General features: G+C 71.8%; 13 protein-coding genes. 6 read left to right on the top strand and 7 right to left on the bottom strand.

What is annotated here, in order from left to right; genetic code table 11:
• Positions 1-24: 24 nt before the first annotated feature.
• Entirely contained in the window at positions 25-651 is a 627-nt protein-coding gene (locus tag H9Y04_RS10755) for a LysE family translocator (protein ID WP_187813505.1), read from the top strand.
• A gap of 141 nt (positions 652-792) precedes the next feature.
• The gene (locus H9Y04_RS10750) at positions 793-1,917 is read left to right on the top strand and encodes an aminopeptidase P family protein (RefSeq protein WP_187813504.1); all 1,125 of its coding nucleotides are present in this window, start codon (positions 793-795) and stop codon (positions 1,915-1,917) included.
• Positions 1,918-1,927: 10 nt separating this feature from the next.
• Here the strand turns inward: H9Y04_RS10750 and H9Y04_RS46645 are convergent, their stop codons facing one another.
• The 3 genes from H9Y04_RS46645 to H9Y04_RS10735 form a co-directional block, all read right to left on the bottom strand.
• Positions 1,928-2,224 carry an antibiotic biosynthesis monooxygenase family protein gene (locus H9Y04_RS46645; protein ID WP_308800935.1) on the bottom strand — a complete coding sequence of 99 codons (297 nt, stop codon included), beginning with the start codon at positions 2,222-2,224 and terminating at the stop codon, positions 1,928-1,930.
• 107 nt (positions 2,225-2,331) lie between these two features.
• On the bottom strand, positions 2,332-4,077 hold the full coding sequence (gene treZ, locus H9Y04_RS10740) for a malto-oligosyltrehalose trehalohydrolase (RefSeq protein ID WP_308800952.1): 1,746 nt from the start codon (positions 4,075-4,077) through the stop codon (positions 2,332-2,334).
• A 189-nt stretch (positions 4,078-4,266) separates the two neighbouring features.
• Positions 4,267-5,169: a GNAT family N-acetyltransferase gene (locus H9Y04_RS10735; RefSeq protein WP_187813502.1), complete on the bottom strand. Its 903-nt coding sequence runs from the start codon at positions 5,167-5,169 to the stop codon at positions 4,267-4,269.
• 284 nt (positions 5,170-5,453) lie between these two features.
• Here H9Y04_RS10735 and H9Y04_RS10730 point away from each other — a divergent pair, with 284 nt between their 5' ends.
• Together H9Y04_RS10730 and H9Y04_RS10725 are read left to right on the top strand one after the other, a co-directional pair.
• Positions 5,454-6,008 carry an FHA domain-containing protein gene (locus H9Y04_RS10730; RefSeq protein WP_187813501.1) on the top strand — a complete coding sequence of 185 codons (555 nt, stop codon included), beginning with the start codon at positions 5,454-5,456 and terminating at the stop codon, positions 6,006-6,008.
• Between the two features lie 117 nt (positions 6,009-6,125).
• Positions 6,126-6,575 (top strand): SSI family serine proteinase inhibitor, encoded by a 450-nt coding sequence (locus tag H9Y04_RS10725; RefSeq protein WP_187813500.1) that lies wholly within the window; start codon positions 6,126-6,128, stop codon positions 6,573-6,575.
• A gap of 65 nt (positions 6,576-6,640) precedes the next feature.
• Here H9Y04_RS10725 and H9Y04_RS10720 read toward each other — a convergent pair whose 3' ends face one another.
• Complete coding sequence (locus tag H9Y04_RS10720) at positions 6,641-7,933, bottom strand: M14 family zinc carboxypeptidase (RefSeq protein WP_187813499.1); 1,293 nt, start codon at positions 7,931-7,933, stop codon at positions 6,641-6,643.
• Between the two features lie 95 nt (positions 7,934-8,028).
• The gene (gene lpdA / locus H9Y04_RS10715) at positions 8,029-9,498 is read right to left on the bottom strand and encodes a dihydrolipoyl dehydrogenase (protein ID WP_187813498.1); all 1,470 of its coding nucleotides are present in this window, start codon (positions 9,496-9,498) and stop codon (positions 8,029-8,031) included.
• Between the two features lie 112 nt (positions 9,499-9,610).
• Here lpdA and H9Y04_RS10710 point away from each other — a divergent pair, with 112 nt between their 5' ends.
• Positions 9,611-10,498 (top strand): LysR family transcriptional regulator, encoded by an 888-nt coding sequence (locus H9Y04_RS10710; RefSeq protein WP_187813497.1) that lies wholly within the window; start codon positions 9,611-9,613, stop codon positions 10,496-10,498.
• A gap of 14 nt (positions 10,499-10,512) precedes the next feature.
• Here H9Y04_RS10710 and treY read toward each other — a convergent pair whose 3' ends face one another.
• Positions 10,513-12,903, bottom strand: a complete 2,391-nt coding sequence (treY, locus tag H9Y04_RS10705; RefSeq protein WP_187813496.1) for a malto-oligosyltrehalose synthase — start codon at positions 12,901-12,903, stop codon at positions 10,513-10,515.
• A 132-nt stretch (positions 12,904-13,035) separates the two neighbouring features.
• Between treY and H9Y04_RS10700 the strand changes: the two genes are divergently transcribed.
• Entirely contained in the window at positions 13,036-14,247 is a 1,212-nt protein-coding gene (locus tag H9Y04_RS10700; protein WP_308800934.1) for an MFS transporter, read from the top strand.
• Here the strand turns inward: H9Y04_RS10700 and glgX are convergent.
• Positions 14,222-16,342, bottom strand: coding sequence for a glycogen debranching protein GlgX (gene glgX, locus H9Y04_RS10695; RefSeq protein WP_187813494.1), 2,121 nt, complete (start codon positions 16,340-16,342; stop codon positions 14,222-14,224). The genes H9Y04_RS10700 and glgX overlap by 26 nt on opposite strands.
• Between the last annotated feature and the right edge of the window lie 31 nt (positions 16,343-16,373).

Genomic DNA, 16,373 nt, shown 5'->3' with positions numbered 1-16,373 from the left:
CCCCCGGACGGGCACCATGACTCCATGCTGAGCACCCTCATCGCCTTCCTCGGCGCCTGCACCCTCATCGCCGCGTCCCCCGGACCGAGCACCGTTCTGATCATCAAGAACTCGCTGCGCAGCCGCCGTTCCGGCTTTCTGACCGTGCTCGGCAACGAGACCGGCGTGTTCCTGTGGGGCGTCATCGCCGCCCTCGGCCTCACCGCGCTGCTCGCCGCCTCGCAGGTCGCGTACGACGTGATGCGCATCGTCGGCGCCGTCGTCCTGGTGGTCTTCGGTGCCCAGACCCTGTGGGCTGCGCGCAAGCGCAAGAAGGACGGGGATCAGGCGCAGGGCTGGGAGGCCCCGGAACGGTCCGGCTGGTCCTCCTACCGCGGCGGCCTGCTGCTCAATCTGGCCAACCCCAAGGCCGCGATCTTCGCGATGTCCTTCCTGCCGCAGTTCGTCCCGGCAGGCGCCCCCGAGCTTCCCGCGATGATCGCGCTGGCCGCGATCTGGGCCGTGTTCGAGGTGGGCTACTACGGCGTCTACGTGTGGTGCGTGGGCCGGATGAAGACCTTCCTGTCGCGGGCGCACGTGCGCCGGCGCCTGGAGCAGATCTCCGGCGGAGTGCTGCTTGCGCTCGGCGCGCGCCTGGCCTTCGAAGGCTGAGCGGCCCCTGTCTTCGAGAGCTGAGCGGCCCCTGTCTCCGGGAGCCTTCGCGAGCCGGCCGGCCCGTATCCCGCTCGCGCCCCCGCGATCACCCGGGGGAGGATGGCACCGGCGAAGCCCGTACGTCCGAAGGAGCACGCGATGTCCACCGCCCCCGCGCCGTTCACCGCTGACGACTACAAGGCCCGGATGGAGCGCGCGGCGCAGGCCGCGGCCGACGCGGGGCTCGCCGGGGTGCTGATCGCGCCCGGGCCCGACATGGTGTGGCTCACCGGCTACCAGCCGCCCGCCGAGACCGAGCGCCTGACGATGCTCGTGCTCGCCGCCGGGCAGGACCCCGTGCTCGTCGTCCCGACCCTGGAGGCGCCCGACGCCGAGAAGGCCGCGGGCGCGCCCGCGCTGACCCTGCGCGACTGGACCGACGGCAAGGACCCGTACGCGGTGACCGCGCCGCTGCTCGACGTCGACGGGCGCTTCGGCGTCAGCGACAACACCTGGGCGCTGCATCTGCTCGGCATCCAGGGCCAGCTCCCGGGCACCACCTACACCGCGCTGACCGCGTGCCTGCCGATGCTGCGCGGCGTGAAGGACGCCCACGAACTCGAGCGGCTCGCGGCCGCGGGCGCCGCCGCCGACGCCACGTACGAGGAGATCAAGAAGGTGCGGTTCGCGGGCCGCCGCGAGCTGGATGTCGCCGGTGATCTGGCCGGTCTGCTGAGGCAGTTCGGGCACGAGCAGGTCGACTTCACGGTGGTCGGCTCCGGCCCGAACGGCGCCAACCCGCACCACGAGGCGGGCGAGCGCGTGATCGAGCACGGCGACATGATCGTGCTCGACTTCGGCGGCCTCATGCACGGCTACGGCTCCGACACCTCCCGTACGGTGCATGTCGGCGAGCCCACCGCGGAGGAGCAGAAGGTGCACGACATCGTGCGCCAGGCACAGGAGGCGGGCTGCGCGGCCGTGCGGCCGGGGATCGCCTGCCAGGAGGTGGACCGGGCGGCGCGTGCGGTGATCGACGAGGCCGGGTACGGCGAGTACTTCATCCACCGCACCGGGCACGGCATCGGGGTCACCACCCACGAGCCGCCGTACATGATCGAGGGCGAGGAGCAGCCGCTCGTGCCCGGCATGTGCTTCTCGGTCGAGCCCGGGATCTATCTGCCGGGCCGCTTCGGCGTACGCATCGAGGACATCGTGACCGTCACGGAGGACGGCGGACGGCGGCTCAACGCCACCGCCCGCGAGCTGGCGATCGTCGAATAGCTCAGTCCGCTCAGTCCAGCGGCGCGACCGTGAAGTGCCGTACGTGCAGCGGGGCGAGGAGGAACTCCTCCTCGCCCGGCAGCGTCACCGGCTGGTCGCGCCACTGCTCGCCCGCGTAGTCGGCCAGATCCGCCTCGCTCCGCCAACGGCTCACGTATTGAAGCGTGTCGGGCGGCGCGACGAGCACCTCGTGGCCAAGGAGCCCGGGGTAGCGGTCGGGCCAGTCGCGCACCGTGGAGACGATCAAGTCGCGGAAGTCGTCGAAGCGTTCGGGCCGTACGCGCGCCTCGCTCACTCTGATGATCACGCCCGTCAGCGTGCCACAGCGATGGGTGAGGCTTCCAGGCCGGCGACGGAGGCAATCCAGGCCGGGGCACGAACTCCTGGGCCGGCTCCAGGCCGGGGCACGAACTCTTAGGCCGGCGCCAGCAGTACGCAGGACTCCGGGGCCAGGGCGAGGACCCCGTCCGCGCCCGGTGCCTCGGTCCGCTCCCATGCCGCGAGCACCCGTGAGGAACCGCCCTGGAGCGGGATCCGTGCGGGCTCCTTGCCGAAGTTGACCGCGATGCGCAGATCGCCGCGGCGCACCGCGAGCCAGCGCGCCTGCTCGTCGAACGCGACGCGCACCGCCCCGAGATCGGGGTCGCAGAGGTCCGGCAGCGTACGGCGCAGCGCCACCAGTTCCTGGTACCAGGCCAGGACGCGGGCGTGGTGCCCGGTGCTCGGCTCGGACCAGTCGAGGCAGGAGCGCTCACGCGTCGCCGCCTCCTGCGGGTCGGGGATCTCCGCCTCCGCCCAGCCGTGGGCCGCGAACTCCCTTCTGCGGCCGGTCCGTACGGCCTCGGCGAGCTCCGGATCCGGATGGTCCGTGAAGTACATCCAGGGCGTGGACGCCGCCCATTCCTCGCCCATGAACAGCATCGGCGTGAAGGGACCGGTCAGCGTCAGGGCCGCCGCGCACGCGAGCAGACCGGGGGAGAGGGTGCCCGAAAGCCGGTCGCCGAGCGCGCGGTTGCCGATCTGGTCATGGGTCTGGCTGTAGCCCACCAGGCGGAACGCCGGGATACGGGCCCGGTCCACGGGCCTGCCGTGCGCGCGGCCGCGGAACGAGGAGTACGTGCCGTCGTGGAAGAAGCCGGACGTCAGCGTCTTGGCCAGGGCCGCGAGCGGTGCCTCGGCGAAGTCGGCGTAGTAGCCCTGGGATTCACCGGTCAGGGTGGTGTGCAGGGCGTGGTGGAAGTCGTCGTTCCACTGCGCGTGCACGCCCTGGCCGCCCTCCGCGCGCGGCGTGATCAGCCGCGGATCGCAAAGGTCGGACTCGGCGATCAGGAAGAGCGGGCGGCCGAGCTCGGCCGCCAACTCGTCGACGGCGGTGGACAGTTCCTCCAGAAACGGCAGGGCGCGGTCGTCGCGCAGGGCATGCACCGCGTCCAGGCGGAGACCGTCGAGCCGGTAGTCGCGCAGCCAGGCGAGCGCGCTCCCCAGGAAGTACGCGCGGACCTCGTCCGATCCTGCGGCGTCGAGGTTCACGGCCGCGCCCCACGGAGTGTGGTGCGTATCCGTGAAGTACGGGCCGTAGGCGGGCAGATGGTTGCCGGAAGGACCGAGGTGGTTGTGCACCACGTCGAGGACCACGCCTAGCCCCAGCTCGTGCGCCGAGTCGACAAAACGCTTCAGCGCCTCGGGGCCGCCGTAGGGCTCGTGCACCGCCCAGGGCGCGACCCCGTCGTAACCCCAGCCGTGCGTACCCGGGAACGGGCAGAGCGGCATGAGCTGCACATGCGTGATCCCGAGCCGCTTGAGGTGGCCGAGCCGTGCGGCCGCCGCGTCGAGGGTGCCCTCGCGGGTGTACGTACCGATGTGCAGCTCGTAGAGCACGGCGTCGCGCATCCCGAGGCCGGGCCAGTCGTGCCGCCAGGTGTACGCGGCCGGGTCGACCACCGCGGACAGGCCCTCAGGGCCTTCGGGCTGCCGCCGCGAGCGCGGGTCGGGAAGCACGGGGCCGCCGTCGAGCGAGAACCCGTAGCGGTCGCCGTCGGCGGCCTCGGCCTCGGCCTGCCACCATCCCCTGCGCAGCGGATCCTGGCTCAACTCCAGCTCGGCATCGCGGAGTCGCAGCGTGACCTGCCGGGCATCGGGTGCCCACACCTCGAACAGCACGGACGATTCCCCCTCGTCGTCGTACACGTCGTCATACGCCTCGGCGCCATGCGCACCGTCGTCGTACGCATGGTCGTATCGCGCGGGACCATCGTGCTGCACAAATGATCGTGACGCCGGGGATTTTCACGGGTCCGGCACGCGATGACCGAAAGCGCGTGCCGGACCCTCAGGACATCTCCGGCTGCCTCACACGAGGTTGATCCGCTTCTGGACCACCGGGTACCCCGCCTTGGCGAAGTGAGCCGCCATCGGGAAGTTGCCCTCGTCGGTGGCTGCCACGATGGTCGTCACACCCCTGTCGACCAGGAAGTGGGTGCTTTCGGCGAGCAGATCGAAGGCATAGCCGTGCCCGCGCTGCTCCGGCACCACACCGATCAGCGCGGCGGCATGGCCGGACAGGACCCGGGCCGGCAGATGCAGCCCGACAAGATCGCCCTCGGCGTCGTACGCGAGCTGCGGCCAGGCCTCGGGGCACCAGTGGATGTAGTCCAGCTCCTCCTGCGCCGCCGTGTCGAGATCGTGCTCCTCGATGGCGCGCTGCGCATGGGCGTCGAGGGACCCGGTGTTGACCCGGCGCAGGACGTCGAAGAGCACGGCGTCGTCGCGCTCCTCGCGGAACGTCAGCCGGGTCGTGCGCGGCGGCAGGCCGCACTCCAGGGTCCACTTGTAGTGGTAGCGCTCGACGAGCATCTTCATGCCGGCGGCCTCGGCCGCCGCGATACGCGCCCGGCCCGCGGCCAGCGTCTCGGGGCGCTCGCGCCAGTCGGGCGGGAGCATCAGCTCGTACTCGACGTCGAAGGGCGCTCGGCGCAGGAGTTCGGTGCCCGCCTCCTGCTCCCCGTCGGCGAAGTCGAACCAGTTGAGCAGGACCGGCTGCTCGTTGGCCTCGGCGCCCCACCAGGCGGCGCGGGCCACGACGCGGTCGTCGCGCAGGGCCACATAGGTCCATTCGGGCCGGTAGTCGCCGCCTTCGGCGAACGTGGCGTACCGGACGCCCGCGATGGCGCGGCCCACAAGGCCCGGGGACTCAAGGGTGTCGAACAGGGAGGCGTCGCTCTCGGAGAGCGCGCGGATGACCAGGTCGGTCATGGGTTTCCTTCCGGAAGGAGATGGCTGCTCGCCCTCCTGGCCGGACTCGGTCCTTCAGGACCGGGACGCTGAGCGGTCACGGCAGGGGCGGCGGGCGGTCGTGGTGTGGTTCGCATACGTCATCGCACTTGCCTCCCTTCAAGATCCGTGGCGTCGCTGCGACCCTACGGCGGCCTTCCTCTCTCTGTCCACAGGTTTGGGCGGCGACCTGCGACGGCTCCTGAACCGGCCCTGGATCAGCGGTTTTCTGGACACCCGGAGCGCGCTGGCCGACAATCACGTACGTGACGTCCTCCTTCGAGTTCCCGACGTATCCCGCCCGGGTGTCGGACGCCGAGCGCGACAAGGTGCTTGCCGCGCTGCGCGACGGCGTGGCCCAGGGGAGGCTTTCGCACGACACCTTCGTGCGGCGGATGGAACTCGCGCTGGTCGCGCGCCGCCCGCAGGAGCTGGCCCGCCTCACCGCCGATCTGCCCTCGGCCGAGGGCGGCCGGATGATCAACGCCCTGACGGGCGCGATCGGCGCGGTCTCCGCGTTCACGGTGAAGGTGCGCCGCGCGTGGGAGGCCGAGCGGCTGCCCAAGCTGCTGCTTCCGCTGCCCGGACCCTTCCCGCTGCGGATCGGCCGCGACCCCGCCTGCGGGCTGCGGCTCAGCCACGAGACCGTCTCGCGCAGCCATGCCGAGCTGGTGCTCCAGGGCGGCATCTGGGTCCTGCGCGACCTCGGCTCGACCAACGGGACCTCCGTCAACGGTCGCCGGGTGGTGGGCGCGACGGTGGTGCGCGAGGGCGATCACATCGCGTTCGGATCGATGCGGTTCCGGCTGGCTGCGCAGTGACGCGGTAGCCGGTCCGGGCCCCGAAAGGGCCAACCGGCGCACACCAAACCCTTTCTGCAGCTCCCTTTCGGGTGAGAGGGGGTGATCGACGGGGACCGCTGTGTCGATGCATGCCTCATGACGATCAACACGACTGTGAGCAAGGGCCTGTTCGCGGCGGTGGCCGCGGGCGCACTCCTCGTCGGCGGCGCCTCGGCTGCCACGGCCGCCGACCACGACACCGAGCGCCGGACCACCGGCCGCGCGCTGCCGGGCAACTGGATGTACCTGGGCGTGATGGAGGGCGACGGCGCCTTCGGCGACCTGCAGGCCCGCCTCCTGCGCTGCCCGCCCGGCAAGGGCAACGGCCACCCGAACGCGGGCGCCGCCTGCAAGGCGCTCGCCAAGGCCGAGGGCGAGATCGCGAACATCAAGCCGGCCGATGTCGCCTGCCCCATGATCTACAAGCCGGTCACGGCAGTCGCGTACGGCATGTGGGACGGCACCCGCCGTATCTACGCCAAGAGCTTCTCCAACGACTGCGTGATGGGCGCGATGACGGGCAAGGTCTTCCAGCTCGCCGAGTGATCCCTCAGGGGTGACGAGCGGGCCGCACGGATGCGTGCGGCCCGCTTTCGTATGCGCTACCTGATCTACGCGGCGTCCGCCGCCACCCGCGCGTACTGCGCCGCCGTGAGCACCGTGCGTGCCTGGTGCTCGACCTGGTGCTCCAGGGGCACCCACCGCGCGCGGAACGCCGTCGCGAACTCCTCGCACCAGCGCGTCACGAGCCGGTCGAGCTCGGGGGCCGTGGGATCACCGGCCGCCTTGAGCACCCGCAGGAGCATCGCGGCGGCGCGCAGCGGAAGCCGGCGCCCGAAGGCGTCGATGCTCGAGACATACGTCATGGTCGCGCCGACGGGCGGCGGAAGCATCCAGTCGTCGGCAAGGCCCGGCACGAGGTCGAGGGCCCAGCGGGTCGCGCGCAGGAGCGGGGCCAGCGGGTGGGGCGCGTCGAACCGGCCCTCGCGCGAGGCCGCGTATCGTTCGGCGGTCCTGGCCCGGGACAGCACCTGCTCCACCTGGACGGCCTGGGCGCGCAGCCGCTGCGACACATGGTGGAGGGCCGCGTCCGGATCGGGATGGACATGGGTGTCGTCCACGAGATCGCTGGCCCACATGGGCACTTCGGCGATCGCGGTCAGCCCGCCGTAGCGATGGGCGTGGTACCAGGTGGAGCGGGTCACGTCCTCCGGCAGGCTGGGGAAGGGCACTTCGGAGCCGGGCTGCGGCATCACATGGACCCCGGGCCCGGCCACGGGCCAGCCGGCCGCGTCCGAGGTCCCGGTCTCGATCGGGATGTGCAGCTCGGCCGCGGACTTCGCGAACGGTTCGGCGAGCCCCGGTATGTCCCGGGTCAACTGCACCCAGGTGCCGCCCAGATCGGTGCCGTGCAGCGACACCTGGAGATACGGCTGGAGCTCGTCGATCAGCCGCAGCAGGGCCCGTGCCTCGGGCGGCAGCTGGTCCGGCGGGAGCACCGAAGGCGCCCACTCGGGCTGCTCGGGGCCCGCCGGACGGAAGAAGTACCGGTGGTAGTCGAGCAGCGATGCCGGCTTGAGGGAGCGGTGCAGACTCGCCCCGTCCGGGTCGGCGCAGAGCAGGAAGTGCCACGAGGTGTGGGTGCGAAGGCGGTGGTCGGCGGCGACCTGACGGGCCAGGTGCAGTGCGGTGGGGCCGCCGACCGGTTCGTTGGAGTGGGCGCCCGCCACCACGAGCACGGCACGGGTCGCATGACCCACCGAGAGCAGCTGCAGCGGGCGTCCGGCCCGCGAGGTGCCGATCCGGCGCAGCCGGCACAGCCAGGGCTGCTCGGCCGCCAACACCCGCGCGGACAGGACGAGTTCTTTCACACTGGGGTAGTGCTGCTCCGTCAGGTGACTCACCCCCGTATGGCCTGCCTGCCCGGTGCGCACCCGCAGTACCCCATGTGCGGGGTCCGCTGTCAAGGTGGCCGAGAACCGTCCGGGGCACGGAGTGCCTACTGCTGGTGCAGACCGCGCCCGGCGAGGGTGAGAAAGGCCTCGCCGACTGCTTCCGAGAGCGTCGGGTGTGCGTGGATGTGCCGGGCCACATCGGCGGGTTCGGCGTCCCAGCCGACGATCAGCTGGCTCTCGGCGACCATCTCGGAGACATGCGGTCCGACCAGGTGGACGCCGAGTACCTGACCGCCGCCCTGTACGGCCACGACCTTCACCATGCCGCCCTGACCGTGCACCATGCCCTTGGCCACGGCCGTCAACGGCATGGTGTTGACCACGACTTCGTATCCGCGCGCCCGCGCCTCGGCCTCCCCGAGCCCGACCGAGGCCGTCTGCGGCGAGGAGTACGTGACGCGGGGGACGGCGGTGTAGTCGACGGGCGCCGAGGGCACCCCGGCCAGCGTCTCGGCGACCAGGAGTCCTTCGGCGAACGAGGCGTGGGCCAGGCCGAGCGAGGGCGGCGGCAGCAGGTCGCCGACGACGTGGACACCGGGCACGGCCGTCTCCAGACGGCTCCAGTCGGCGGGCGCCACGAACCCGCGCTCGTCGGTGGCGAGCCCTGCGGCCGCCAGGTTCAGACCGTCGGTGACCGGCACCCGGCCGACGGCCACCAGGAGGCGCTCGGCCTCCAGGGTGCGCAGCTCGCCGCGCGCGGTGCGCACGGTGGCGCGCACGCCCCCTTCGAGGACGGCGGCTTCTTCGAGCCGCGCGCCGGTGCGCACATCGATGCCCCGCTTCTTCAGGCCGCGCGTCAAGTGCCGGCTGACATCGGCGTCCTCGAGCGGTACGAGCCGGTCGGCGGCCTCGACCAGGGTGACCTCCGCGCCCATGGAGCGGTGGAACGAGGCGTACTCGACCCCGATCGCACCCCCGCCGAGAATCAGCACCGACTGCGGAAGACCGGGCGCGAACAGCGCGTCGTCGCTGGTCACCACGCGCCGCCCGTCCGGCTCCAGACCCGGCAGGGTGCGCGGCCGCGATCCGGTCGCGAGCACGATGCCGCGGCGTGCCGTGTACGTACGGCCGCCGGCGCGCACGGTGCGCGGCCCGGTCAACTCGGCGCTCGCCCGCACCACATGGACGCCTCCGTGCCCGAGGTGGGCCTCCACGCCCTTGTGGTTGCGGGAGACGATGTCGTCCCTGGTCGCCACGAGGGCCGGCCAGTCCACCGAGTCGAGGCTCGCCTTCACACCCCAGCGCTCGCGGGCCTCGGCGATCCCGTCCACGAGCTCGGCGGCGTGCAGCATCGCCTTGCTCGGGATGCAGCCGCGGTGCAGACAGGTGCCGCCGACCTTGTCGCGCTCGGCGAGGATCACGCTGAGACCGAGGTGGGCGGCGCGCAGCGCGGTGGAGTAGCCGCCGGTGCCGCCGCCGATGACGATGACGTCCGCTTCCTGGGGTGCCGCGGCGTCCTCAGCCCGGGGTGCCGCCGTGGTCGTTGCCTGAGGTGCCGCTGTGTCCGTGTTCATGATCCATAGGCTGCCGCCCGGCCTTGATCCGCGTCCAAGGCAATGTTCTTGTGGGGTCCATGCACGGTGCTTATGAGGGGTCCTCGGGGCCCATGGGGGCGGGTGGTCGGCGATGAGTCTTCGGCAGATGGAGTACTTCCTGACGGTGGTGGAGGAGTCCTCCTTCACGCGCGCCGCCGAGGTCCTGCACGTCACCCAGCCCGCGCTCTCGCACCAGATCAAGGCCCTGGAGAAGTCGGTCGGCGGGCCGCTCCTTGAGCGGATGACCCGTGGTGTGGGCCTCACCCCGATGGGGCGGGCCTTCCTGCCGCACGCCGAACTCGCCGTCCGCAGCGCCGCCCGGGCGGAGCGCGCCGCGCGGGCCGCGGCCGGCGCCGAGGGCGGCGAGCTGCACATCGCCGCGCTGCACGCCGTGGCCGTCGGCCTGCTGCCCGAGATCTTCGCGCGCTGGCGCCGCGCCCACCCCGGCGTACAGCTGCTGCTGCACGAGTACGGCACGACCGAGCAGCTGGAGGAGCAGGTCGAACGGGGCGTCGCCGACCTCGCCATCGGCCCGCGCCCCTCCCACTGGACGGGATCCGTCACGGGCGTCGGCGAGGAGGAGATCGTGCTCGCCGTCCCCTTCGACGACCGGCTCGCGGGCCGCACCCACGTCGAGCTCGACGAACTGTCCGAACTCGCCTGGGTCCGCTGCGCGATGGAGCCGGTCGTGCACGGCCGCCGCTTCCTCGACTGGGCCTGCGCCCAGGCCGGGTTCTCGCCGCGCACCGCCGTATGGACCGAGCACACCTCGACGGCCGTACGGATGGCCGCGGCCGGCGTCGGGATCGCGGCGGCGCCCGCCCATGTCGTACGGGGAGCGGTGGGCGAGGACTGCGCGGTCGTGTCGGTGGAGCCGGCGTGGCGGCGCGAACTGACGGTGTTCACACGGTCGGAGCCGACCGGTGTGCTGGCCGCCTTCGTCCGGACGGTGAGCGAGGTCCTCGCCGTGCACGCCTGATCCTTCACAGGGTCCTAGGCGCGGTGCACGAGCAGCGCCACTCCCCACGTCCCGGTCACGTCCTTGAGGCGTACGCACCCTTCGTGGACCCGTTCGCCGGACGCGAGCTCCTCCACGTACCGGCCCGGCGGCAGCATCAGAACCGTGTCGCGCCAGCCGCCCGCCCGAGCGAGCCGCAGCGAGAGCCGGGTCGCGACGGTGACGACCGTGCCGGCGGGACCCGTGCGGGCGAACGCCACGCAGTGGTCCGCCGCCGGGCCCTCCGCCTCCAGTGGCACATAGCTGCCGAACTCGCCGAAGCACTCGACCAGTTCGCGGCGCAGACGCAGCGCGGTCGTCGTGACGAAGAGCTTCTTCTCGTCGAGCCCCCAGCGCTCCCGGCCGGCCGCGAGCCGCTCCAGGCGCGACTCCCGGAACTCCACGGGCCGCCGGTTGTCCGGGTCGACCAGGACCAGATGGTGGTGCTCCGAGCCCTGGTACAGATCGGGCACGCCCGGCATCGTCAGCTGGACCAGCGCCGCCGAGAGCACATTCGTGCAGATCGCGGACCACAGCGAGCGGTTGAACTCGGAGACCGCGTACAGCGACGGACCGCTCGGGCCGGCGTCCGCGAACTCCTCGACCGCCGCCTCGTACGCCGGATCCGGCTCCGTCCACGACGTGAACAGACCCGCCTCGCGTGCGTGCTTGAGCAGCACCGCCCGCATCCGCTCCTCGTTCGCGGGGCCGAGACCCACGGCCGTCTGCCACGCGGCCCACGCGAGCTGCGGATCGGGTGCGGGCGCGTGGTCCGCGGCCGCCGTCACCCGCGCGAGGAACTCGGCCCAGCGCTCCGGGCATTCGGAGAGCACCGCGATCGCGAGGCGCACATCGGCGCTGCGCTTGGTGTCGTGCGTGGAGAGGACGGTGCCGCCCGTGGGCCAGTCCCGCTGCATCCGCGTACAGAAGGCGTGGAACTCGGCCGGAGTGAGAGCGGGCCGGCCCGGATCGCCGCCGACCTCGGCCGCCGAGAGCAGCGGGGTGTGGCGGTAGCAGGACGTGTCCTCCACGGCCTTCGCACGCAGCGCCGAAGCGGTCTGCGCGAACCGGGCGCGCACCTCCGCGTGCGCGGCGTCCGTGTCATGACCGGTCAGCAACTCCCTTACGCAGTCGACCGCTTCGGCCTCCTGCGCCACCTCGAACGCCGCCCGCGCCTCGGCCGCCGCCTGCTCGGTGAGCACCCGGCGCACCGAATCGCCGGTCCCGTACGGGCGGTAGACCGGCATCCGTACGAGGAGTTCGCGCAGGGCGGTGCGCAGCGCCCAGGGTGCGTGGTCGCGGCGCTCGGGCGCGGTCGTGCAGCGCTGCACGGCGCGCACCAGGCGTTCGACCTCGGCGGCCAGTTCCCGCGTGACCACCTTGTACGCGGCCCGGCGCACGGTCGCCTCCCAGTGGCCGCCCCGGCCGGCCGGTGCGTCGGTGAAACGGCGGTACTGGCCGAGGAGTTCCCCCGCGCCGGACGGATCCACGAAGAGCCCGTCCACATGCCGCAGCGCGTCGTAACCGGTGGTGCCCGCGACCGGCCAGCCGGCCTCCAGTTGCTCGCCGTCGGCGAGGATCTTCTCCACGACCGTCCAGCGCCCGCCCGTGGCCTCGTGCAGCCGCTGCAGATACGCGCCGGGGTCCGCGAGACCGTCCGGGTGGTCCACGCGCAGGCCGTCCGCGACCCCCTCGTCGAGCAGCTGCAGCACCTTGGCGTGGGTGGCGTCGAAGACCTCCGGGTCCTCCACGCGCACCCCGATCAGATCCGAAATGGTGAAGAAGCGCCGGTAGTTGAGCTCCGTGCGGGCAAGCCGCCACCATGCGAGCCGGTACCACTGCGCGTCGAGCAGCTCGGGCAGCGGCTTGTCCTCCGTGCCCTTGCGCAGCGGGAACTCCAGGTCCCGGCAGCGCAGCACGCCGCCCTCCACGCGTAACTCCGCCAGCTCCTCGCCGATCCGCCGGCCGAGCACCGGGAGCAGCACCTGACCGCCGCCCGCCTGCCAGTCGATGTCGAACCAGCGGGCGTACGGCGAGTGCGGACCGTCCTTGAGCACCTCGCGCAGCGCGTGGTTGTGCTTGGCCGACGCGGACATGTGATTGGGCACGATGTCCAGGACCAGACCGAGCCCGTGCGCCCGTGCGGCCGCCGACAGGGAGCGCAGCCCGTCTTCGCCGCCCAGCTCCTCGCGTACGCGGGAAGGATCCGTGACGTCGTATCCGTGCTGCGAACCGGGCACGGCCTCAAGGACCGGCGACAGATGCAGATGCGAGACACCGAGCCGCGCCAGATACGGTACGGCCGCCTCGGCGGCGGCGAACGGGAAGCCGGGGGTGAGCTGCAGCCGGTACGTGGCTGAGGGCGCGGCGAACGGCACAGTCGTCATGCGAACGTACGTACCCGGCTGCGCGGCTTTCGTGCCTTCCCCTCATGCACCCGCCGTCGGAGGGCTGGTTAGCGTCGGACGATGACTCAGGGGAGCAGAAGTTCAGAAGGGACATTCGGTGCTTATCGCCAAGTGATCGGGCTGACCGGAGCGCTGCTCCCGGCGGTCTCGTTCCTCGGGCGACTCCCCACCGCGACCATCCAGATGGGCAGCGTGCTGCTCGTCGCCGAGACCAGCGGCTCGCTCGGCACGGGAGGCGCCGTCGGCTGCGCGCTCGCGCTCGGCCAGGTGGCCATGGGCCCCTACCTGGGGCGGCTCGCCGACCGGCGCGGACAGCGGCCCGTGGTGCTGTTCTTCGCCCTGTTCAACGCCGTCACGATCGTCGCCTTCACCCTGGCCGCGCTGCACGGCCTGCCGACGCCCGCGCTGATCGCGCTCGGCGCCCTGGCCGGCGCGGGTCAGCCCGGCATCGGACCGCTCGCCCGCTCCCGCATCGTGGCGCTCGCGCGCGCCCGCGGCGCGGACGACCGCCTCGTCGACACCGCGCTCTCGCTCGAAGGCACCATGGACGAGCTGTCCTTCGTGCTCGGCCCGGCCCTCGTCGGTGTCGCCGCCGTGGCCGGCCATCCCGCGTACGCCTTCGCGCTCGCGGCGCTCCTCGTCGCCGTCTGCGGTACGGCGTTCGCGCTGCATCCCTCGGCTCGTGCGGTGCCTCTGGCCGTACGGGGAGAGGGCGCCCGGCCGCGGCACCGTATGCCCTCGTCGGTGCACGTCGTACGCGCGGGCCTCGTCCTCCTCGGCATCCTGCTCGGCGCGTGCGGCGCCGGAATCACCGCGCTCACCCGGGAGTTGGGGCACGCGGGCCAGGCGGGCCTGGTCTACGCGGCGATGGGCGTGATGAGCGCCGTCGTCGGCCTGTCCATGGCCGCGCTGCCCGCCCGCTTCGGCCTGCGGCTGCGCTGGCGCATCGCCACGGCCGCCGCGGCCCTGCTCTCGCTGCCGCTGATCTGGACCTCGTCCATGGCCGCGCTCTACGGGGTGGTCACGGTCTTCGGCGCGATCTTCGCGCCCAACCTGATCACCGGGTTCGGGCTCACCGAACGCGCCGTGCCAAGGGACCGGCTCTCCGAGGGGATGACCTTCGCGGTCAGCGCCTTCGTCGGCGGACAGGCCCTCACCCTGGCGGTGGCCGGCCGCCTGGCGGAGACGCACGGGCCCCAAGTGGCCTTCGCCATCGGCAGTGTGGCCGCGGCCGGCGCGTTCCTCGTCTCGCTCGCCGTACGGGAGCCCGCCGCCCCCGCCGTACGGGAGAAGGACCTCAGGCCGGCCGCTGCAGCACCGTGAGACTGCGGTCGGCGAGCCGCAGCCGGTCGCCGGCCCGCACCTTCGGACCGTCCTCGCCGGGCACTCCGTCCTCGGCCGCCGTGTCCAGGACGACCTGCCACTGCCGGCCGTGGTTCAGGGGCACCACGAACTCGATCGGCTCCGGCGAGGCGTTGAACATCAGCAGGAACGAGTCGTCCTGGATGCGCTCGCCACGAGGACCCGACTCGGAGATCGCGTTGCCGTTGAGGAACACCGACAGGGCGCGGGCGTGCGAGCGGTCCCAGTCGCGCTGACGCATCTCCTTGCCCGCCGGGGTGAACCAGGCGATATCGGTCAACTCGCCCTGGGTGCCGGTCGCTTCCTCCACGCGACGGCCGTGGAAGAAGCGCCGCCTGCGGAACACCGGATGCTCGCGCCGCAGCCGCGCCACCGCCCGCGTGAAGGAGAGCAGAGCGGGCTCGTCGTCCTGCGGCCACTGCACCCAGGCCAGCTCGCTGTCCTGGCAGTACGCGTTGTTGTTGCCGTGCTGCGTCCGCGCGAACTCGTCGCCGTGGCCGATCATCGGCACACCCTGCGAGAGCAGCAGCGTGGCCATGAAGTTGCGCAGCTGCCGGCCGCGCAGCGCTAGCACCTCGGGGTCGTCGGTCTCGCCCTCCACGCCGCAGTTCCACGAACGGTTGTGGCTCTCGCCGTCGTTGTTGTCCTCGCCGTTGGCCTCGTTGTGCTTCTCGTTGTACGCGGTCAGATCGTGCAGCGTGAAACCGTCGTGGCAGGTCACGAAGTTGATCGAGGCGAGCGGGCGGCGCCCGTCGTCCTGGTAGAGATCCGACGAGCCGGTCAGCCGCGAGGCGAACTCGGCCAGCGTCTGCGGCTCACCGCGCCACATGTCCCGCACCGTGTCGCGGTACTTGCCGTTCCACTCGGTCCACAGCGGCGGGAAGTTGCCCACCTGGTAGCCGCCCTCGCCCACGTCCCAGGGCTCGGCGATCAGCTTCACCTGGCTGACCACCGGGTCCTGCTGCACCAGGTCGAAGAACGACGAAAGCCGGTCCACCTCGTGGAACTGGCGCGCCAGCGTGGCGGCGAGATCGAAGCGGAACCCGTCCACATGCATCTCGGTCACCCAGTACCGCAGCGAGTCCATGATCAGCTGCAGTACGTGCGGCGACCGCATGAGCAGCGAGTTCCCGGTGCCCGTCGTGTCCATGTAGTACTGCGGATCATCGGTGAGGCGGTAGTACGAGGGATTGTCCAGGCCGCGGAACGACAGGGTCGGACCCAGGTGATTGCCCTCGGCCGTGTGGTTGTAGACCACGTCGAGGATCACCTCGATCCCCGCCTCGTGCAGTGCGCGCACCGCCGACTTGAACTCCAGGACCTGCTCGCCCCGGTCGCCCCAGGAGGCATACGCGTTGTGCGGCGCGAAGAAACCGATCGTGTTGTAGCCCCAGTAGTTGTTCAGGCCCAGGTCGACCAGGCGGTGGTCGTTCACGAACTGGTGCACCGGCATCAACTCGATGGCCGTGACGCCCAGTTCTGTGAGGTGCTCGATGACCGCCGGATGCGTCAGCGCGGCATAGGTACCGCGGTCCTCCTCAGGGACCGCGGGATGCAGCATGGTCAGGCCCTTCACATGGGCCTCGTAGATCACCGTCCGGTGGTACTCGGTGCGCGGCGGACGGTCGTCGCCCCAGTCGAAGTACGGGTTCACCACCACCGAACTCATCATGTGCGGCGCGGAGTCCAGATCGTTGCGCCGCCCGGGGTCGTCGAAGTGGTAGCCGTACACCGCCTCGCCCCACTCGATCCGCCCGCTGATCGCCCGCGCGTACGGATCGAGCAGCAGCTTCGCGGAGTTGCAGCGCAGCCCGCGCTCGGGCGCGTAGTCGCCGTGCGCGCGGAAGCCGTAGCGCTGACCGGGCATGATCCCCGGCAGATACGCATGCCGCACGAAGGCGTCCGTCTCGCGCAGCTCGACGGCCGTCTCCGAGCCGTCGTCGTGCAGGAGACAGAGCTCGATTCGGTCGGCGGCCTCCGAGAAGACCGCGAAGTTGGTCCCGGCGCCGTCATACGTCGCGCCGAGCGGATACGCCTGTCCAGGCCACACCTGCATGGATCGACTCTTCCACTTCCGGCCGTGCGGC

Source organism: Streptomyces polyasparticus (assembly GCF_014493765.1).
In the GTDB taxonomy this organism is placed as follows: domain Bacteria; phylum Actinomycetota; class Actinomycetes; order Streptomycetales; family Streptomycetaceae; genus Streptomyces; species Streptomyces polyasparticus.
This window is presented reverse-complemented; position numbering and strand designations above follow the sequence as displayed.

Coding starts and splice junctions, on each gene's coding strand:
- H9Y04_RS10755 (WP_187813505.1), top strand. CDS start 25: ATGCTGAGCACCCTCATCGCCTTCCTCGGCGCCTGCACCCTCATCGCC.
- H9Y04_RS10750 (WP_187813504.1), top strand. CDS start 793: ATGTCCACCGCCCCCGCGCCGTTCACCGCTGACGACTACAAGGCCCGG.
- H9Y04_RS10735 (WP_187813502.1), bottom strand. CDS start 5,169: ATGACCGACCTGGTCATCCGCGCGCTCTCCGAGAGCGACGCCTCCCTG.
- H9Y04_RS10725 (WP_187813500.1), top strand. CDS start 6,126: ATGACGATCAACACGACTGTGAGCAAGGGCCTGTTCGCGGCGGTGGCC.
- lpdA (WP_187813498.1), bottom strand. CDS start 9,498: ATGAACACGGACACAGCGGCACCTCAGGCAACGACCACGGCGGCACCC.
- H9Y04_RS10710 (WP_187813497.1), top strand. CDS start 9,611: ATGAGTCTTCGGCAGATGGAGTACTTCCTGACGGTGGTGGAGGAGTCC.
- treY (WP_187813496.1), bottom strand. CDS start 12,903: ATGACGACTGTGCCGTTCGCCGCGCCCTCAGCCACGTACCGGCTGCAG.
- glgX (WP_187813494.1), bottom strand. CDS start 16,342: ATGCAGGTGTGGCCTGGACAGGCGTATCCGCTCGGCGCGACGTATGAC.